The 17,979-nt window shown below is 61.0% G+C and carries 18 protein-coding genes and 3 tRNA genes; 9 read left to right on the top strand and 12 right to left on the bottom strand.

The genetic code is table 11. The features are described from left to right. Positions 1-57: 57 nt before the first annotated feature. From ACYQ47_RS32375 to rph, 5 genes are all read right to left on the bottom strand, one after another. Positions 58-147: transfer RNA gene (locus tag ACYQ47_RS32375), tRNA-Ser, on the bottom strand. A 44-nt stretch (positions 148-191) separates the two neighbouring features. Further along, positions 192-1,382: an MFS transporter gene (locus ACYQ47_RS32370; protein WP_250492020.1), complete on the bottom strand. Its 1,191-nt coding sequence runs from the start codon at positions 1,380-1,382 to the stop codon at positions 192-194. 29 nt (positions 1,383-1,411) lie between these two features. Further along, positions 1,412-2,635 carry a radical SAM family heme chaperone HemW gene (hemW, locus tag ACYQ47_RS32365; RefSeq protein ID WP_459908862.1) on the bottom strand — a complete coding sequence of 408 codons (1,224 nt, stop codon included), beginning with the start codon at positions 2,633-2,635 and terminating at the stop codon, positions 1,412-1,414. Then, entirely contained in the window at positions 2,632-3,249 is a 618-nt protein-coding gene (gene rdgB / locus ACYQ47_RS32360) for an RdgB/HAM1 family non-canonical purine NTP pyrophosphatase (protein ID WP_250508702.1), read from the bottom strand. Before rdgB ends, hemW begins: the two co-directional genes overlap by 4 nt. Next, positions 3,242-4,000, bottom strand: a complete 759-nt coding sequence (gene rph / locus ACYQ47_RS32355; protein WP_244827351.1) for a ribonuclease PH — start codon at positions 3,998-4,000, stop codon at positions 3,242-3,244. The genes rdgB and rph overlap by 8 nt, the downstream gene beginning before the upstream one ends. A 293-nt stretch (positions 4,001-4,293) precedes the next feature. On the opposite strand from rph, the gene ACYQ47_RS32350 reads away from it, so the two are divergent. The 5 genes from ACYQ47_RS32350 to ACYQ47_RS32330 all read left to right on the top strand — a co-directional run bounded on the left by ACYQ47_RS32350 (position 4,294) and on the right by ACYQ47_RS32330 (position 9,253). Further along, positions 4,294-5,238 carry a YicC/YloC family endoribonuclease gene (locus tag ACYQ47_RS32350; protein ID WP_250491987.1) on the top strand — a complete coding sequence of 315 codons (945 nt, stop codon included), beginning with the start codon at positions 4,294-4,296 and terminating at the stop codon, positions 5,236-5,238. 9 nt (positions 5,239-5,247) lie between these two features. Further along, a complete protein-coding gene (gene gmk, locus ACYQ47_RS32345) occupies positions 5,248-5,922 on the top strand; it encodes a guanylate kinase (RefSeq protein ID WP_244827353.1) in 675 nt (224 codons plus the stop codon). 70 nt (positions 5,923-5,992) lie between these two features. Continuing rightward, a complete protein-coding gene (gene rpoZ, locus ACYQ47_RS32340) occupies positions 5,993-6,196 on the top strand; it encodes a DNA-directed RNA polymerase subunit omega (protein WP_006025620.1) in 204 nt (67 codons plus the stop codon). A 116-nt stretch (positions 6,197-6,312) separates the two neighbouring features. After that, positions 6,313-8,706 (top strand): RelA/SpoT family protein, encoded by a 2,394-nt coding sequence (locus ACYQ47_RS32335; protein ID WP_250463796.1) that lies wholly within the window; start codon positions 6,313-6,315, stop codon positions 8,704-8,706. Between the two features lie 55 nt (positions 8,707-8,761). Beyond that, the gene (locus ACYQ47_RS32330; RefSeq protein ID WP_459908857.1) at positions 8,762-9,253 is read left to right on the top strand and encodes a phage protein NinX family protein; all 492 of its coding nucleotides are present in this window, start codon (positions 8,762-8,764) and stop codon (positions 9,251-9,253) included. Positions 9,254-9,311: 58 nt separating this feature from the next. Here ACYQ47_RS32330 and ACYQ47_RS32325 read toward each other — a convergent pair. Continuing rightward, positions 9,312-9,388 (bottom strand) — tRNA-Arg (locus ACYQ47_RS32325). A gap of 105 nt (positions 9,389-9,493) precedes the next feature. Continuing rightward, a tRNA-Arg gene (locus ACYQ47_RS32320) sits at positions 9,494-9,570 on the bottom strand. A 152-nt stretch (positions 9,571-9,722) separates the two neighbouring features. Here ACYQ47_RS32320 and greB point away from each other — a divergent pair. Beyond that, positions 9,723-10,274, top strand: coding sequence for a transcription elongation factor GreB (gene greB, locus ACYQ47_RS32315; protein ID WP_250463802.1), 552 nt, complete (start codon positions 9,723-9,725; stop codon positions 10,272-10,274). Between the two features lie 92 nt (positions 10,275-10,366). Here greB and ACYQ47_RS32310 read toward each other — a convergent pair whose 3' ends face one another. Continuing rightward, positions 10,367-11,500, bottom strand: a complete 1,134-nt coding sequence (locus ACYQ47_RS32310; RefSeq protein WP_244827357.1) for a porin — start codon at positions 11,498-11,500, stop codon at positions 10,367-10,369. A 531-nt stretch (positions 11,501-12,031) separates the two neighbouring features. Continuing rightward, positions 12,032-12,304 carry a hypothetical protein gene (locus ACYQ47_RS32305; RefSeq protein WP_459908854.1) on the bottom strand — a complete coding sequence of 91 codons (273 nt, stop codon included), beginning with the start codon at positions 12,302-12,304 and terminating at the stop codon, positions 12,032-12,034. 627 nt (positions 12,305-12,931) lie between these two features. Between ACYQ47_RS32305 and ACYQ47_RS32300 the strand changes: the two genes are divergently transcribed. After that, the gene (locus ACYQ47_RS32300) at positions 12,932-14,089 is read left to right on the top strand and encodes an exonuclease domain-containing protein (protein ID WP_459908852.1); all 1,158 of its coding nucleotides are present in this window, start codon (positions 12,932-12,934) and stop codon (positions 14,087-14,089) included. Here ACYQ47_RS32300 and ACYQ47_RS32295 read toward each other — a convergent pair. From ACYQ47_RS32295 to ACYQ47_RS32285, 3 genes are all read right to left on the bottom strand, one after another. After that, positions 14,086-14,703, bottom strand: coding sequence for a chorismate mutase (locus tag ACYQ47_RS32295; RefSeq protein WP_459908850.1), 618 nt, complete (start codon positions 14,701-14,703; stop codon positions 14,086-14,088). The two genes, ACYQ47_RS32300 and ACYQ47_RS32295, sit on opposite strands and share 4 nt — an antisense overlap. 207 nt (positions 14,704-14,910) lie before the next feature. Beyond that, positions 14,911-15,060 (bottom strand): hypothetical protein, encoded by a 150-nt coding sequence (locus ACYQ47_RS32290; protein ID WP_244827361.1) that lies wholly within the window; start codon positions 15,058-15,060, stop codon positions 14,911-14,913. 549 nt (positions 15,061-15,609) lie between these two features. Next, entirely contained in the window at positions 15,610-16,515 is a 906-nt protein-coding gene (locus tag ACYQ47_RS32285; RefSeq protein ID WP_250463810.1) for a LysR family transcriptional regulator, read from the bottom strand. 123 nt (positions 16,516-16,638) lie between these two features. Here ACYQ47_RS32285 and ACYQ47_RS32280 point away from each other — a divergent pair, with 123 nt between their 5' ends. Both ACYQ47_RS32280 and ACYQ47_RS32275 read left to right on the top strand, forming a co-directional pair. Then, the gene (locus ACYQ47_RS32280; RefSeq protein ID WP_459908847.1) at positions 16,639-17,574 is read left to right on the top strand and encodes a ketopantoate reductase family protein; all 936 of its coding nucleotides are present in this window, start codon (positions 16,639-16,641) and stop codon (positions 17,572-17,574) included. Between the two features lie 12 nt (positions 17,575-17,586). Then, positions 17,587-17,979, top strand: a complete 393-nt coding sequence (locus ACYQ47_RS32275) for a VOC family protein (protein ID WP_250491994.1) — start codon at positions 17,587-17,589, stop codon at positions 17,977-17,979.

Genomic DNA, 17,979 nt, shown 5'->3' with positions numbered 1-17,979 from the left:
GGACGGGGATTTGCGCGATCAAGCGCGACGAAACGAGACGAGAAAAAACAGGCGGGGTGGCGGAGGCGGTGAGATTCGAACTCACGGAAGGATCACTCCTTCGCCGGTTTTCAAGACCGGTGCCTTAAACCGCTCGGCCACACCTCCAGCAAGGCGCGTATTGTAGCGCACTCAAACGCGCTTCGGAACCATCAGCCTTCGAGCGAGCGCGTCGCTTTCAAGGCGGGAAATAGTTGCATCCATAGAAGCGCCACGGCAATCGTTCCGAGTCCGCCGATCAGCACCGCCGGCACCGCGCCGAACAAACCCGCCGTCATCCCCGATTCGAATTCGCCGAGCTGATTCGACGTCCCGATGAACAATGAATTGATCGCGCCGACGCGTCCGCGCATCTCATCGGGCGTCTGCAACTGCACGAGCGACATGCGCACGACCACGCTGATCACATCCGATGCGCCCAGCGCCGCGAGCGCCACCAGCGACAAATAAATGTTGCGCGACAAGCCGAACACGATCGTCGCAATGCCGAACGCAATCACGCCACCGAAAAGCGCCGTGCCCGCACGCTGCCGCAACGGAAAATGCGCCAACCAGATCGAGCCGGTAAGAGCACCCACGGCCGGCGCCGCGCGCAAGACACCCAAGCCCCAAGGTCCGGTATGCAGGATGTCGCGCGCGAACACCGGCAAGAGGGCGGTCGCGCCGCCGAGCAGCACCGCGAACAAATCGAGCGACAACGCGCCAAGAATCACCGGCTTCTTGCGGATGAAGGCGATGCCCGAAAACAGCGCCTCGAACGACAGCGGCGCGCGCATGCGGACGGCTTCATCGATCCTGATCGCCGCCACGGCAAACGCCGCGCCGAGAAACGCGACGGCTACCGCGCCATACACCGTCAACGCGCCGAGGCCGTAGAGGAGGCCGCCCATCGCCGGGCCGAGAATCTGCGCCGTCTGATTTGCCGAGGTGGACCACGCCGTCGCGTGCTGCAATTGCGAACGCTGGACGAGATTGGGCAGCAACGCCGCCATCGATGGCGATTCGAACGCGCGCGCCGCGCCCGTGATCGCCGCGATCGCGTAAATGGGCGCAACGCTTTGCCAGCCATGCCACGCGCCCGCGCACAGACAGAGCGCCGCGACGCCCTCGATGCCCTGACAAACCCACGCGATCGTGCGCCTGTCGTAACGATCCGCCACATGGCCGACGACGAGCGTGAGCACGAACATCGGCAGGAACTGCGCGAGTCCGACAAGCCCCAGCGCGAACGCGCTATGCGTGATCGAATAAACCTGCCATCCGATCGCCACCGACATCATCTGAAATGCCACCGACGACATCACCCGCGCGCTCCAGAAAAGCGCAAACGGACGATGCCGCATCACCGAGTCCGATCCCAACGTGGGCGCGCTCAATTTTGCGAATCCTTCAAGAACAGCTCCTGTAGATCGTTGAGAAAGCGCTGGCCGAACTCGGTCGGCGCAATGCGTTCGAAGTCGCGCGTGATGAGTCCGCGCTTCTCCGCTTCGACGAGCGCGGGTTCGATAGCCGACATCGACAAGCCCGTGCGCTCGATGAACGAATGCACCGGAAAGCCTTCGACCAGACGCAGCGTGTTGAGCATGAATTCGAACGGCAGATCGCGCGGTCCGACTTCGCGCTCTTCCTGAATCGCGCTCTGGCCGGGCGAAAGCGCCTGGTCCATGAATGTCGCCGGATGCTTGAAGCGCGCCTGCCGCAAGATTTTTTGCGGAAACGAGAGCTTGGTATGCGCGCCCGCGCCGATTCCAAGGTAATCGCCGAAACGCCAGTAATTCAGGTTATGTTTGCTTTGCCGATGCGGCTTCGCATACGCCGATACTTCGTAATGCTCGTAGCCGGCATCGCGCGTGCGTTCGTGAATCCAGTCCTGCATGTCGGCGGCGGCATCGTCGTCGGGCAGCGCAGGCGGGTATTTCGCGAAGAGCGTGTTCGGCTCCATGGTCAGGTGATACAGCGACAAATGCGGCGGTGCAAAGCCGATCGCGGTGTCGATATCGCGGCGGCATTCGTCGAGCGTCTGCTTCGGCAACGCGAACATCAGGTCGAGATTGAAATTGTCGAAGTGTTTCGACGCGATCTCCACGGCTTTGCGCGCCTGCGTTGCATCGTGAATGCGGCCGAGCGCCTTCAGATGCGTTTCGTCGAAACTCTGAATGCCGATCGACAAGCGGTTCACGCCGCTCGCGCGAAACTGCGCGAACTTCGCGGCTTCGAATGTGCCGGGATTGGCTTCGAGCGTGATCTCGGCGTCGGCGTCGATGGGCAACAAGGCGCGCGCGTCCGAGAGCAGCCGGTCGAGTCCTTTCGCGGACAAAAGGCTCGGCGTGCCGCCGCCGATGAAAATGGTGTGTACCTGCCGTCCCCACACGAGCGGCAGCGCGCTTTCGAGATCGGCACGCAAGGCGTCGAGGTAACGGTCCTCGGGGAACGCATCGCCGTTCCACTCATGCGAGTTGAAATCGCAATACGGACACTTGCGCACGCACCACGGGAAATGCACGTAAAGCGCGAGCGGCGGCAACGACTTGAGCCGGATGCTGCCCGGCGATGTGAATGCCTGCACGACATTGATTGTCTTCGGACCGGAACTCACGCAAGTTCCTTGAGATGTTGCAGCAATTCACGCAGCGCCAGCGCCCGATGCGAAAGCGCGTTCTTGCGTGCCGGATCGAGTTCGGCAGCCGTCGCGTTGAGCGTCGGCAAAAAGAAGTGCGGATCGTAGCCGAAGCCATGTGCGCCGCGCGGCGTGTCGATGACTTCTCCATGCCAGCGGCCTTCGGCGATGAGCGGTTCCGGATCGTTCGCGTGACGCACGAGCACGAGCACGCAGAAGTAATAGGCGCGGCGGTCGGCTTTGTCGGCGAGTTCGGAGACGAGGTGCGCGTTGTTGGCCGCATCGCTTTTCACGCCGCCGTGCATCGAGGCGAAACGCGCCGAATACACGCCGGGCGCGCCGTTCAGCGCGCGTACGCAAAGGCCGGAGTCATCGGCCAAAGCGGGCAGGCCGGTGAGCGTCGCGGCGTGGCGCGCCTTGGCCAGCGCGTTTTCGACGAAAGTGGCGTGCGGTTCTTCGGCTTCCGGCACGCCGAGTTCGCCCTGCGCGATCAATTCGATGCCCGCCGCATCCAGCAGCGATGCGAATTCGCGCAGCTTGCCCGCATTGTTCGACGCGAGCACCACGCGTCCGAGTGTTGCCGTATCAGACACCTTCTATCCCCAGTGCAGCTTTCTGCTTCGCGATCAGGCCTTTTATGCCGCTGTCCGCGAGGTCGAGCAGCGCGTTCATTTCGTCGCGCGAAAATGGTGCGCCTTCCGCCGTGCCCTGAACTTCGACGAAACCGCCCGCGCCCGTCATCACGACGTTCATGTCGGTGTCGCACTGCGAGTCTTCCTCGTAGTCGAGGTCGAGCACGGGCGCGCCCTGATAGATGCCGACGGAAATGGCCGCGACGAAATCCTTGATCGGCGATTGCGCGATACGGCCATTCGCGACGAGCTTCGTAACGGCATCATGCGCGGCGACGAACGCGCCCGTGATGCTCGCCGTGCGCGTGCCGCCGTCGGCCTGGATGACATCGCAGTCGATATTCAGCGTGCGCGGACCGAGCGCGTTCAGATCGAATACGGAGCGCAGCGCGCGGCCGATCAACCGCTGGATCTCCTGCGTGCGGCCGGTCTGCTTGCCGCGCGCGGCTTCGCGGTCGTTGCGCGTATGCGTGGCGCGCGGCAGCATGCCGTATTCGGCGGTGAGCCAGCCTTGGTCGCGCCCGCGCAGGAATTCCGGCACGCGCTCGGCGATACTCGCCGTGCAGATGACCTTGGTATCGCCGAACTCGACGAGCACCGAGCCTTCCGCATGCTTCGTGTAGTGCCGCGTGATGCGCACGTCGCGCAATTGATTCGCGCGGCGGCCGCCCGGACGCGGAACGGAAGGTTTCAGCAGGGGAGAGTCGGTCATGGATAGGCCAGAGTGGAGTTGAACGCGTAATGAAAGTGCCGGCGCTCGATAAAGACGCGGGAATAACGCGAAAACGCGGCGTGTGCGCGATTTTATCGTTAATCCAAAGCCGGCGTTGTCGCGCGCGGCAAGCGCCGCGAGGCGTCATATCGGCGGCCGCGGCAGTAAAAATGGGATAATGCGGGTTCCTCGCCCGGCGGCCATACGCGTGCCACCGAAGCGCACCCTCAAGCGCGCCGGGCGCTCGTATCGAAACGGCCTTCGCAACGAAGGCTCACATCGCGAGACGTACCATGATCTACAGCATGACAGGCTATGCCAGCGCGACCCGCGAAGTCGTCGCGGATGGCGCGGGACCCAATGGCGCGGGCGGTTCGGGCGTCGGTGTATCGGTGGAATTGCGCACGGTGAATTCGCGCTTCCTCGATCTGAACTTCCGCATGCCCGAAGACGTGCGCGCAAGCGAGCCGCAATTGCGCGAAATGCTGATGAGCAAGCTTTCGCGCGGCAAGGTGGATATCCGTATCAATCTGAATCGCGTGGAGCAGACGGCCAACGCGGGCGCGCTCAATCGCGAAGCGCTCACGCAACTCGCCGCGCTCGAACGCGCCGTGCTCGACGTGTTTCGCGACTCCGAACGCATGCGCACTGGTGAAATTCTGCGCTGGCCTGGCGTGCTGAAGGAAAGCTCGGTGTCGCAAGACACGCTGCGCGAAGCCGTGCTCGCGTGCGGCAAGCAGGCAATCGCCGATCTCATCGACGTGCGCGCGCGTGAAGGCGCGGCGCTGGGCGCGGTGCTCATCAACAACGTGACGGAGATGGAAGCCATCGTCGCGCGCATCACGCCGCTCGTGCCGGAATTGATCGCGAAGCATCAGCAGAAAATCGTCGAACGCTTGCAAGACGCGCTCGGCATTGCGACGAACGACGGCGCCACATCGACGAGCGTGCCGCGCGAGGAAATTGCCGAGCGCATTCGCCAGGAAGTGACGATGTACGGTATTCGTATCGATATCGCCGAGGAATTGCAGCGCCTTACCGCGCATCTGACCGAAACGCGCCACGTGTTGCAAAAGGGCGGCAAGGTCGGCAAGCGCCTCGACTTCATGATGCAGGAGCTCAATCGCGAAGCAAACACGCTCGGCTCGAAGGCCGCGGCGAAGGAACTCGCGGATGCATCGATGACGCTGAAACTGCTCATCGAACAAATGCGCGAGCAAGTACAGAATCTGGAGTAACGCAACATCATGCCGAACAACACGCACCGCTCGCACAGCAACTACACGGGCATTTATCCGGGCAACCTGTTCATGGTCGTCGCGCCTTCGGGTGCCGGCAAGTCCACGCTCGTGAACGCGCTGCTTGCACAGGACGAAGCTATCCGCCTGTCCGTTTCCTATACGACGCGCGACCCGCGCCCGAAGGAAAGCAACGGCGTGCAGTATCACTTCGTTTCCGTCGATGAATTCATGGAACGCCACAAGGCAGGCGAATTCCTCGAAAGCGCCGAAGTGCACGGCAACTACTACGCGACCTCGAAGGTGTGGATCGAGGATCAGATGCGTAACGGCAACGACGTGCTGCTCGAAATCGACTGGCAGGGTGCGCAGCAGGTGAAGAAGCAGTTCCGCAATGCGGTCGAGATTTTCATTCTGCCGCCTTCGCTGGACGCGCTCGAAGACCGTCTGAAAAAACGCGGCCAGGACTCGGAGAAAGTGATCGTGCGGCGTCTGCTTGCGGCCGGCAGCGAGATGGCGCATGCATCGGAAGCGGAGTACGTCGTGATCAACGAGAACTTCGATCGCGCGCTCGCCGAGTTGCAGTGTCTCGTCAAGGCGACGCGGCTGCGCTTCACCTCGCAATACGCGCGTCATACGGAGCTATTCGTGGAGCTCGGCATTCACTCCGCGCAGGCGCAATGACGCGAAGTAGTGGCCGGGTCATGCCGGTCACATAAGGTAGAATAAAGTACATATCGAGAAGGAAACAAACATGGCCCGCATCACCGTCGAAGACTGCCTGAAACAAATTCCTAACCGCTTCGAGCTCGCGCTTGCAGCGACCTATCGCGCGCGTCAGCTCGCACAAGGCCATACGCCGAAGATCGAAAGCCGCGACAAGCCTACGGTCGTTGCGCTGCGCGAAATCGCGGCCGGCCAGGTCGGCGTCGAAATGTTGAAGAAGGTGCCGGTTTAATTGCCTTCGCCTTCGTAATAGCCCGTGTGATCCTCATCACGGGCGCTGTTTTTTTCATGGCGTTTCAACTCTCCTAACCGGACGACATTGCGCGTCACTTACCCACGGAGGCGAACATGAGTCAAGCACCGTTGCCCGTCTCCGCCTCCGTGGAACCCGACATCGAAATCGATCAGGATTCGGTGCTCGACGCGGACAAGCCGCAAGCGGCGCGCAGATATATCGATGCGGTCCTCGAACAGTCGTTTCGCCATCTGTTCGGGCCCACCGCCACGCCGGAACAGCCGCGCAAGCACGACGTCGTTTCCATCGCGAAACTGACGAACACGCTTGCAGGCTATCTTTCGCCGGAAGAGATCAAGGAAGTCAAGTCGGCTTTCCATTTCAGCGACGAAGCGCATCTCGGGCAGTATCGTCAAAGCGGCGAGCCCTACATCACGCACCCGGTTGCCGTTGCGGAAATCTGCGCGGGCTGGAAGCTTGATGCGCAATCGATCATGGCGGCGCTGCTGCATGACGTGATCGAGGATCAGGGCGTCACCAAGACGGAGATCGCGGAGCGCTTCGGCGCGAAGGTCGCCGAACTGGTCGACGGCTTGTCGAAGCTCGACAAGATGGAATTTCGCAATCGCGAGGAAGCGCAGGCGGAAAACTTCCGCAAGATGCTGCTGGCCATGGCGCGCGATGTCCGCGTCATCCTCGTCAAATTGTCGGACCGGCTGCACAACATGCGCACGCTCGGCGCGGTGCCGTCGGAAAAGCGTCGTCGCGTCGCGCGCGAGACGCTCGACATCTACGCGCCCATTGCGCATCGGCTGGGTTTGAACAATACGTATCGCGAGCTGCAGGATTTGAGCTTTGCGAACTTCAATCCGACCCGTTACGCCACGCTCGAAAAAGCGGTGAAGGCGGCGCGCGGCAACCGGCGCGAAGTGGTCGGCAAGATTCTCGAAGCCGTTCAGCGCACCATCGCGGACGCCAAGATCAGCGCCGAAGTCACCGGCCGCGAAAAGACGATTTTCAGCATCTACAAGAAGATGCGCGACAAGCAGTTGTCGTTCTCGCAAGTGCTCGACGTCTACGGTTTTCGCGTGGTCGTGGAAAGCGCGCTCGAATGCTATACGTGCATCGGCGCGCTGCATGCGCTCTATAAGCCGGTGCCGGGCAAGTTCAAGGACTACATCGCCATTCCGAAGGTCAATGGCTATCAGTCGTTGCATACCACGCTGGTCGGTCCGTTCGGCGCGCCCATCGAGTTCCAGATTCGCACGCGCAAGATGCACGAGATCGCCGAGGCGGGCGTTGCGGCGCACTGGCTCTACAAGAACGGCGGTGCCGACCTCAACGACGTGCAAAAGCGCGCGCATCAATGGCTCAAGTCGCTGCTCGACATTCAGAGCGAAGCAGGCGATTCGAGCGAGTTCCTCGAACACGTCAAGATCGACCTGTTCCCGGACGCCGTCTACGTTTTCACGCCGAAGTCGAAGATCATGCCGCTGCCGCGCGGCGCGACCGCACTCGACTTCGCGTATTCGATCCACAGCGACCTCGGAAATCAGTGCGTCGCGGTGAAGATCAACAACGAATTGCTGCCGCTGCGCACGGAGTTGAAGAGCGGCGATATCGTCGAAGTCATTACCGCGCCGTACTCCAAGCCGAATCCGGCGTGGCTCGGCTTCGTGCGCACGGGTAAGGCGCGCTCGGCCATTCGTCACTATCTGAAGACAATGCGCCTGAACGAGTCCGTGCAGCTGGGCGAACGTCTCGTCGATCAAAGCCTCAAGGGTTACGGTCTGGCGCTTTCGGATGTCACGCCGGAAGTCTGGGAAAAGCTCGTGCAATGGACGGGCAACAAGACGCGTCAGGAAATTTTCGCGGATATCGGTCTTGGAAGGCGCGTGGCAGCGGTCATGGCCAAGCGCATCGAAGTGCTGATGAACGGCCGCGACGACGACGATCACTCGCCGCGCGATCACGTCAATACGAATACGGCGCCGCCAGTTGTCATCACGGGCACGGAAGGCATGTCGGTGCAGCTTTCCGCGTGCTGCCGCCCGATTCCCGGCGACGACATCATGGGCTATATCGGCATCGGGCTCGGCATGGCCATTCATACGACCGAATGTCGCGTGGCGCAGCGAATTCATCGGCGCGATCCGGGTCGCTGGATCGACGTCGCGTGGGCGCCGCAGCCGGGACGTTTGTTCGATGTCGCGGTGAAGGTGCTCGTCAGAAACACTAAGGGCGTTTTTGCGCGCGTCGCGGCGGACATTACGTCGGCGGATGCCAACATCGTCCATATCGCCATGGATGAAGACGTCTCGCAGGAAGCCAAGATGCTGCGCTTCGTCATCCAGGTCAGCGACCGCGTGCATCTCGCCAACGTAATGCGGCGTGTGCGGACCAATCCGGACGTCATGCGTATCGCGCGCGAGCGGCCTAGCGACGAGCCGCATCATCGCAATCAGGAAGGCGGCATGCGCATCGACCGCGAACGCGCCGACTATTGATCCGCGGCGCGGGCACATCGCGTGCATGCCTGTACGACTACAGGAGAAGCGCCACATGCAAACATCCGATCTCGACGGCCACGCACTCGACTACTGGGTAGCGCGCGGGCTGCACGACTTCATTCGCGAAATCCACTTCACCGACAGCGGACAGACGCTCTCCATTCGCGGCAACGATCGCGGCCGGCCTTGGGATGGTCGCTTCTTGCCATCGACTTCGTGGGAAGCCGCTTCGGTCGTTCTCGAGCGCGCGTGCCGGCTCGAAATGAGCGATCACGGACGCGGCGAGGTGGTCTGCAGCGTGAGCTTCGGCAAGGACGCGGACACAAGGGAAGGGCGCGGACCGTCGCTGCGCGTGGCGCTTCTGCGTGCGTTCGTGCGCGACTCGTTCGGCGATACCGTGGACGACGAATTCCCGCATCGCTCGCAAATGCTGATGGGCGAACGAGCCGAGGCGATTGGCGAGCCGAGCGCGGTGGCATCGGTTGAAGATTTGCCGATACCGGACGAGCGTATAGGCGATATCGGCTCGTTGCCGCGGCAGTAGAGTAACTAGCGACGAGGCAAACAAAAAGGGCCTTCCGTGTGGAAGGCCCTTCGAAAGGTGGTGCGGCTGGCAGGATTCGAACCCACGACCCCTTGGTTCGTAGCCAAGTACTCTATCCAACTGAGCTACAGCCGCACGCAAAACGGTACTGCTTCAAACGGTACTGCTTGTTTATTACATGCGCTTTTGGTTAAGCGCTTGATGCTGTTTTCCGTCCGAAGGCGGGAAACCTGAATTAAGTGGTGCGGCTGGCAGGATTCGAACCCACGACCCCTTGGTTCGTAGCCAAGTACTCTATCCAACTGAGCTACAGCCGCACGCAGAAGCGGAATTATAGCCAAACCTGTTTGAAAAAGGAAGGGGCGTTGACCAAATTATCGCTTTAGATGCGTCCGCCACGCTCAACGCGCGTGGTAAGTTGTTGGTTTGGGGGCGGAGAAGCCCCGGAAATTCGAACTTGGTCTGCGCGATGAACAAGGCATTTGTCAAAGAGTCGGACGAAAGTGACGACGATCTCGAACTCGGTCAGCCGGACGTTCCGGCGGGGACCAAGAACTACATCACGCCAGCGGGCCACAAGCGCCTGCGCGACGAGTTGTTGCAATTGCTCGATACCGAGCGCCCCGAAGTGGTCAGGCTCGTGTCGTGGGCGGCGTCAAATGGCGACCGCTCGGAGAATGGCGATTACATCTACGGCAAGCGTCGGCTGCGAGAAATTGACCGGCGTATCCGCTTTCTCGGCAAGCGTCTCGATCTCGCGGAAGTGGTGGACAGCAGCAGGCAGGAGAACGTCGACCAGGTGTTCTTCGGAGCGACCGTCGACTATTCCGGCGACGATGGCGAGGTGCATACGGTGACGATCGTCGGCGTGGACGAGGTCGACCTGGACGTCGGCCACGTGAGTTGGATCTCGCCGGTGGCGCGCGCGCTGCTCAAGGCGAAGATCGGCGATACGGTGCCGTTGCATACGCCCGCAGGCGTGCAGCAGATCGACATCCTCGACGTGCGCTATCCGCGCTAAAAGTCCTGAAGGCGCTCTGGTGCCCGGAACGTTGGACGAAAAAAAGGCCGCTCTGAAGAGCGGCCTTTTTCATACTGATAAAACAGTCCAGCTTAGAAGCGGTGACGCAGACCAACCGTTGCCGAGACTTGGTTCGGCGTCGACGAAACGCCTACGCCGTTGATCGTCGCGCCCAGACCCGTGCCATCCAGATCTGAAACGTGTTGGTATTCGCCTTGCAGATACACGTCCGTACGCTTGGACAGTGCGTATGCCGTTTGCAGGTCGACTTGGTGGAACTTCGGCTTCACGCCATCGATGCGGCTGTCGGTGTACGTGTAGTTCGCTGCGAGCGACAAAGCCGGCGTCAGGTTGTAACGGCCGTTGACTTCGTAGTTCGTGAAGCGAACGTGGCCGTCCGTCAAACCAACCAGGCCAGCGCCTTGCGAACCCGTGTTGCTGATGGCCGTTGCGTTGTCCAGCATCGTCTGCGTGAACACGAAGCCAACCGTTGCCGGGCCGAAAGCGTAGTTCACGCCGCCGCCGAAGATGCGTTGACGGCCAGCCACGAACGGGTTGTCGCCGCTGATCGCGCCACCGGTGTTCAGCGAACCGGCGTTGTTCAGTTGCATGTACGCGCCAGCGATGTTCAACGGGCCGTAGTTGTACGATGCGCCGACGCTGTATTGACGGTTGTCCGAGAAGCCGCCTGCTTCGTTCGAGAAGCCATACTGCGCGCCAAGCTTGAAGCCGGCGTAGTTCGCGCTCGTGTACTTGACCGAGTTGTTCACGCGGAACGTGTTGTCGAGGTTGTCGTTGTCGAACGGGTGGGCGAACTGCGTGCCGCCGTATTGCGTGCCCGTCAGAGCCAGAGGCCCGAGGAAGTCGACCACGGAGTCATATTGACGACCGAGCGTGACCGTGCCGAACTGTTCGCTCGACAGACCAACGTACGCTTGACGGCCGAATTCGCGGCCACCCTGGCCCAGCGTGCCGTTAGCGATGTTGAAGCCGTTTTCCAACGTGAAGATTGCCTTCAGGCCGCCGCCGAGGTCCTCAGCGCCGCGCAAGCCCCAACGGCTGCCGTTCACCGAACCGCTGGTTTCCTTGAAGTTGCTGTGGCCGTTCTGATTGTTCGTGTAGGTGATGCCTGCATCGATCAAGCCGTACAGCGTGACGCTGCTTTGGGCGTGAGCTGCAGTGGCGAAGACACCCGAGAGGGCTGCGACGATGAGAGTCTTTTTCATCTTTGTAACTCCGAGAGCAGATTGGGCCCTAGACCCAGGCTTTGAGGAAACCTCGTTCCGGCGCGCTGCGAGAGGCGCTGTCGGAGGAGTCATGCGTCACGAAGAGACACATGTGTTTCCGGACCAGACGAAGTGTAAAGACGGCGTTACAAGCGGGGCGTTCCAATTTCCGCAATAAATCATTCTTCTAGCAGCAATGATCGATGAACCGCTTATTTTTCTTTTAATACAACGCTTTAAGCGCGAATAAAGTCGTAAGGGCGGAAGTGTCAACCAACTCGCGTTGCGCAAGCGCTACATATAAGTTGGCGCAAAGCAACAGGCGCTTTCCGAAAATACGGATTGTTGAGCCAAGTGAAACAGAAGATTGCTTTTTTCGAGGGTAATTATTGCTGCAGCCGTGGCTATACTGAGGGCTCTGCTTTCCGAAGCAGACTTTTTCGTTGACGGAAAAGATCTCCAAACTTTGTCAGCGCGATCTTCGGGTCGCGCTTTTTTTTGCTTGAAACTTCGCGGACTCACGGGCCGCAATCAGGCCGTGGCTTTCTCCTCTTCCCGCTCGACGACGTCCGCTCCGAGCGGCACTGCCCAGTCCTCCATCACGTAGCGGCGGGCGTCCATGGGCGATGCAAGCAGGTTTTGCCAATGATCGCCGTGCCAGGAAGGATCGATTTGGAGCAAGCTGGCCGATGACGTTTCCGGCCCAATCGCCGGAGCGAATGCCAGTTTTAGCCAAAGCGCGATACGCTTGAATTGGATTATCACCGCGTCCTCCTTTACAACTGGTTGCGAGTCAGTTTCCATAATCCTTAATTGCAGAGAATTGGGCAAGACGAGTAAACACTTACGATTTTAATAAATCGGTTACGGGCGCGGTAATTTTTCCACTGAATAAATGCGTCACTGCCTGTTGCTTGGAATAATGATGACGGAAAGCAGTAATCAGGAAAAGTGTGAATTACAGATTGGTTAATGTGCAACAGCGGTCGCCGTATTATCTTCCGGGCTCGATAACGATTATCGACCTCGGACTTGTGAGACCGGAGATTCGCAGGATGCACCCCATCGCGGTAGCGCGCGGCGCGCCCATCGCCGGTCGACGGCCCGCTGGAGCGGCCTCTGGCGGCGTATGGACGGTGATTGAGCGACCATGACCAAAATCCATAAGTAATCAGGGTTATCCGCCATTGTGTCAAAATTCGTGTTCAACATTGTCGCCGCAAAAAAAAGTTTAATTGCGACGACTCAAGCGTCGTAGATCGTAAATCCGGGTAATCACGTAAACCGACAAGATATTCCCTTAACCAGAATTACTTACCGATTACCGCGGCTGCTCGGCGACCAAAGCCCCGGTCACCCCGCTGCGTTAGAATGGGCAATCTCGTCCCATCGCTTACTCCCGCGAATCCCGCAATCTCCCGCCGTCCGATAATGCATTTCGATCCACCCGCCGAATTCAAGCTTCCCACCGATCCCATCGTCTTCGTCGATCTCGAAACGACGGGCGGCACGTTCGGCATCGATCGCATCACGGAGATCGGCATCGTCGAGGTCGGGCCAAACGGCGTGTCACAGTGGACCACGCTCGTCAACCCGCAGAAGCCGATTCCTGGCTTCATCCAGCAATTGACGGGCATCACCGATGCCATGGTGCGCAACGCGCCCACCTTCGAAGCGCTCGCGCAAGACCTGTTCGAACGCATGAACGGGCGGCTTTTCATCGCGCACAACGCCCACTTCGATCACAGTTTCCTGAAGGGCGAATTCCGGCGGCTCGACCTGCGCTTTACGCCGGATGTGCTGTGCACCGTGCAACTTTCGCGCGCCGTGTATCCCGCCGAAAGCCGCCACGGACTCGATGCGCTCGTCGAGCGTCACGCGCTCGTGCCGTCCGCGCGTCACCGTGCACTCGCCGATGCCGATCTGCTTTGGCAGTTCTGGCAGCATCTGCATCGCTCGCACGCGGCCGATTTACTGAGCGCGCACGTCGAACGCGTGACGCGGCGCTTTCAGATCGCGGCTCATATCGATGAAGACACGATCGAGCGCATGCCGGTAGGCTGCGGCGTCTACCTCTTTCGCGGCGACGACGATGCCCCGCTATATGTCGGCCGAAGCGTGCGCTTGCGTCAACGTGTGCGTTCGCATCTGGTCGGGCCACGCCGTTCCGCGAAGGATTTGCGGTTGTCCGCGCTCGTGCGGCGCGTCGAGTGGCGCGCGACCGGTGGAGAAATCGGTGCGTTGCTTGCCGAAGCGCAACTGGTGGCGGCACTGCGGCCGGCGCATAACCGCGTGCCAAAGGCGCGTACCGGCGACATGCGTGGCGCGCCGTGGCCCTATGCGGGTCCAATCGCAATCGAAGAACGTGATCCGGCGATGGCCGAACGCGTCTGGCATGTCATCGACCGATGGCAATATCTCGGTTCGGCTCGGAGCATCGTCGACGCGCGCGCCTTGTCGGCGATTGCTTCGGCGCCCGTCTTCGAACTCGCTACCTATCGCATCCTCGGCGAGCGCCTCGCGCGCGGACTGGGGTTCGTCGCACTCGAATGCGCGCCAGCAGCTGTCGGGAATCGGGTCACCAGCTAGCCAACCGCGCCCACGCCGCCCGCCGCGCACACATGCGACAACGCGTGTGAGAGCGGATCGTTCATCGACGAGTCATAGCGCGTCAGATGCTTCCAGCGCGCCACGCTTTGTGCAAGACGCAGCGGACAATCGTCGGCTTGACGTAGCGGTTCGACGCGCGCGAGCGCGGTCATGAGCGACTGCGTCAGGCGATCGAGCTTCGGGCGCGTGTCATGCGCGAGATCGGGCGGCGTGCCTTCTGGCGCAGCCTTGGCCGCGCGCCAGTTGGCGAAGAGCGCGTTCTGCACGTCCTTGCTGGCATCGATCTGATCGCGAAAGAACTGGCGCGCGAACGCGGGATCGACCTGCGCGGCGCTGGCTTTATCTTCGACTTGCTTCAGGAGCGCGGCTTCGCGCGGTTCATCGGTGATCGGTTCGTGACGCGCCCACTTCCAGCGCGCGACGGGTTCGGCAAGCGCAAGCCGTTGCGAGACGAGAGCAATGAGATTGGTGAAGGCGGTGTCGTCGCCATCGGCGCTAACGGGCGCCGACAACGTGAAGAGCAGAGCGGCGACGCCAGTCGCCGCGAGCACGCGAGATGAAGCGAGAAGAGAAGTCAGAGATCGGCTGCGCATGGCTCGATGCAAAAGCGCCAGCATAACGCACCGCTGTGAGAGTTCATCCTGGATAGGCGAGTCTTGCCGCACGACTCCCCGCTGCCGTCAAAAGGATAAGGCGCGACTTCGCCTGGCTTCTGCCATTAAGAGACCGTGAGGTCCGTGCGCGCCGTGCGCACCTGGCGTCGTTTTCACGACGACGGCGTGACGATCCAGCGCGCCCGCCTATTTCGAGCCGGTCGAGTTGCGCTGTTCGTCGAAGAACGCGCGAACATGCTCGGGCAACTCGGTGGCGAGAAATTCGACGGCAACCGGATCCGGGTCCGGACTGTTCACTTTGTCGGGGGTCGGGATTTTCGTCGGTCTGGCGTCCATGATGCTCTCCTCTGTGTCGACAACGATTACTTACTAGCCATTCCGCGACGCAAGCCCGTTTCATGGCTTTTGCAGCGCCGCATGCGGCCTTGCGAATTCATTACTGCGTTCTGTGTGAATGCGTTATCGGTACGCCGGCAGTCCGACTTGAGCGATTTATCCAGTACGAACGGTTTTAAATAAGCATGTGGTCACGAATTACCGAATTTAAAAATCGTCCAACGCAAAAATTACTTAAAAAGCCAGATAATCGGTAGCTCCGGAAGCCGCGCCCAGCTTGGCTCGGCGACCGTGAGGCCATCGCGCACTAATAGTTTAGCGATTCCTCTATGGATATAACGATACCGGGAAACCAGCGTTGACGCTCGATTGTGCGCAGCGGAAAATAGCTCGTTGTTGTACGAAAGCGCACATAAAGAATCAATCATCGAAGTGTGACGCCCGAATGTGAAATCGGTGTGGTGATTTCGCTGTTAATACGCAAGCGTTCCGGATCGAAACCGTACTGTTGTAATCGCACACTGAAAGCGTCTTCATGGCGTCACGCGATCAGCTTGCGCTGCCGAATAGCTGCGCCACGACGGATCGCAGCCAGCGGTTTCCTGCTTCGTGGTGATATCGCGCATGCCAGTGCTGACGCACGGCAAATCGATCGACGGGAAAAGGGCAGGGGTGAACGGCGACGTCGTTGACTCGCGCCAGCGTCTCGCCGATATTGCGCGGCAGCGTGGCGATGAGGTCGGTGGTCTTGATGATCGATCCGAGGCCGAGAAAGCCCGGCAGTTCGAGCACGACATCGCGCTCGATATGCTCGCGCAGCAGCGCCTGCTCAAGCAACTGCGCGCCCGTGCCGGCTGCGATCGCCACATGTCCCTCGGCGCAATATTGCTTTCGGCTGAGCTTCGCGCGCAGCCTCGGGTGGCTGCGGTTGGTCAGGCATACCCAATCCTGCATATATAACTGCTGCTGGTAGATTCCTCCGCCAAGCCAGGGCACATGTCCGATCGCCAGATCCGCCTCGCCGGATTCCAGGGCGCGTTCCGTGTTGCCGTCGATTCGCGCCGCATCGAGACGCACGCCGGGCGCCTGCGCGCGCACATGCGCCAGCATCCGCGGGAGCAGCGTGATGTGACTGGCGTCGGTCATGCAGATTCGAAACCGCCGCTTGGCGGTCGATGGATCGAACGCAATTTCCCATGCAGCAAAGCGCCGCAGCGATTCGAGAATTTCCCGGCATGGACCGATCAGCGCGTCGGCCTGCGGCGTCGGCGCCATGCCGCTCGGCGTACGAATGAAAAGCGGGTCCTGCAGATGCGTTCGCAAGCGTCCGAGCCAGATGCTGATGGTCGGCTGGCTCTGTCCGAGCTGCTCTGCGACGCGCGTCACGCTGCGCACGTCGTAGAGCAAATCGAAGAGTTGCAGCAGCTTGAGGTCGGGAAGTTCAATCGGTTCCATCGGCCCATTGTCACGGAACAAGCCGCGCGAGTGATATTGCCAAACGCAATGTGGTCATTGAATTCATTGCATTGCCGATATGACCCGTGAGCCGTATCTTGGTCGCAGATCAGGGGGACGGCTGTGAAAATCGCGATTCTGGGTGCCGGTGCGCTCGGCTGCGCCATCGGTGCGGCGCTGACCGAAGGCGGCAACGAGGTGTGGTTGCTGAACCGCTCCGCCGCGCACGCGGACGCCATGCGCCGCGACGGCCTGCTTGTCGACGACGCCACCGGCTCGCGTCGCGTCACCGTGCGCGCCACGACGCAAGCCGCCGATGCCGGCGCGGCCGATCTCATCATCGTGCTGGTCAAATCTTTTCATACCGATGCCGCCATGCGCGGCGCGCTCGAACTGATCGGTCCCGAAACGGTGGTGCTGTCGCTGCAGAACGGTCTCGGGCATGAAGACGTGCTGGCGGGAATCGTCGGACGCGAACGCGTGCTGGCCGGCAAGACATACGTCGGCGGGGTCATGCGTGGCGCGGGGCATATCGAGTCGGGCGTGGCCGGCAAGGCGACCATCGTGGGCGAACTCGACGGCCGCGTTACCGCGCGCGTTGCGGCCATCGCCGACACCTTCAACGCGTCCGGGCTCGCCACGACGGTCAGCGACAACATCCTCGGGACGATGTGGGACAAGCTCCTCGTCAACGTCGCCACCGGCGCGCTCACGGGCATCACGGGCCTGACTTACGGCCAGTTCTATGAAGACGCGCATCTCAAGGCCACGTCTCTCGCGGCGGTTGCCGAAGCGATGGCCGTGGCGAAAGCGGCGGGCGTCGCGCTTTCCGTCACCGATCCCGAACGGCCGTGGATTCTCGCGGGCGAAGGGCTCTCGCCCGCCTTCAAGACGTCGATGCTGCAAAGCCTGGAAAAAGGCTCCGCTACCGAGATCGATTTCATCAACGGCGCGGTCGTGCGCTGGGGCGAGCGGCACGGCGTGCCGACTCCTGTCAACGCGACGCTCGTCGCCTGCATCAAGGGCATCGAGCGGGCCATGACCGACCGAAAAGAATAAGGAGACAACCGCATGAACGGCAGCAAGGCATATCTGGAACACGTCGCCATCTGGGTGAAGGACATCCACTGGCACATCCGTTTTTTCGAGGACGTGCTCGGCATGACCATGCGCGAAGTCGACGGCACGATCGACGAACCGCGCCAGTACTGGACGCTCGGCGGACTGCAGTTCATCCACAAACCGGACCATGACGCGCCCGAAGGCCGGCTCGGCCATTTGGGCGTGATGTGCGAGGACCTGGAGGCGGCGCTTCGAGCCGCGCAGCGCCACGAAGTCACTGAAATGCCGCAGGGACGCAACTGGATTCGCCTGCCGGACGGCCTTGCCGTCGAGCTGATTCAGGCCAAGCCCGCGTCGTGCGTGGCACGGGCGCTTTCCATCGATCCGCGTTCGGAGGCATGA

The sequence above is a fragment of the Caballeronia sp. HLA56 genome (genome assembly GCF_054655155.1).
Note: the sequence above shows the minus strand (reverse complement) of the source record. Positions and strands in the feature narration are given on the sequence as shown.

Coding starts and splice junctions, on each gene's coding strand:
- ACYQ47_RS32285 (WP_250463810.1), bottom strand. CDS start 16,515: ATGGAACCGATTGAACTTCCCGACCTCAAGCTGCTGCAACTCTTCGAT.
- ACYQ47_RS32305 (WP_459908854.1), bottom strand. CDS start 12,304: ATGGAAACTGACTCGCAACCAGTTGTAAAGGAGGACGCGGTGATAATC.
- rph (WP_244827351.1), bottom strand. CDS start 4,000: ATGACCGACTCTCCCCTGCTGAAACCTTCCGTTCCGCGTCCGGGCGGC.
- ACYQ47_RS32275 (WP_250491994.1), top strand. CDS start 17,587: ATGAACGGCAGCAAGGCATATCTGGAACACGTCGCCATCTGGGTGAAG.
- ACYQ47_RS32310 (WP_244827357.1), bottom strand. CDS start 11,500: ATGAAAAAGACTCTCATCGTCGCAGCCCTCTCGGGTGTCTTCGCCACT.
- rpoZ (WP_006025620.1), top strand. CDS start 5,993: ATGGCCCGCATCACCGTCGAAGACTGCCTGAAACAAATTCCTAACCGC.
- ACYQ47_RS32370 (WP_250492020.1), bottom strand. CDS start 1,382: ATGCGGCATCGTCCGTTTGCGCTTTTCTGGAGCGCGCGGGTGATGTCG.
- ACYQ47_RS32295 (WP_459908850.1), bottom strand. CDS start 14,703: ATGCGCAGCCGATCTCTGACTTCTCTTCTCGCTTCATCTCGCGTGCTC.
- ACYQ47_RS32300 (WP_459908852.1), top strand. CDS start 12,932: ATGCATTTCGATCCACCCGCCGAATTCAAGCTTCCCACCGATCCCATC.
- gmk (WP_244827353.1), top strand. CDS start 5,248: ATGCCGAACAACACGCACCGCTCGCACAGCAACTACACGGGCATTTAT.
- ACYQ47_RS32335 (WP_250463796.1), top strand. CDS start 6,313: ATGAGTCAAGCACCGTTGCCCGTCTCCGCCTCCGTGGAACCCGACATC.
- greB (WP_250463802.1), top strand. CDS start 9,723: ATGAACAAGGCATTTGTCAAAGAGTCGGACGAAAGTGACGACGATCTC.
- ACYQ47_RS32350 (WP_250491987.1), top strand. CDS start 4,294: ATGATCTACAGCATGACAGGCTATGCCAGCGCGACCCGCGAAGTCGTC.
- ACYQ47_RS32330 (WP_459908857.1), top strand. CDS start 8,762: ATGCAAACATCCGATCTCGACGGCCACGCACTCGACTACTGGGTAGCG.
- ACYQ47_RS32290 (WP_244827361.1), bottom strand. CDS start 15,060: ATGGACGCCAGACCGACGAAAATCCCGACCCCCGACAAAGTGAACAGT.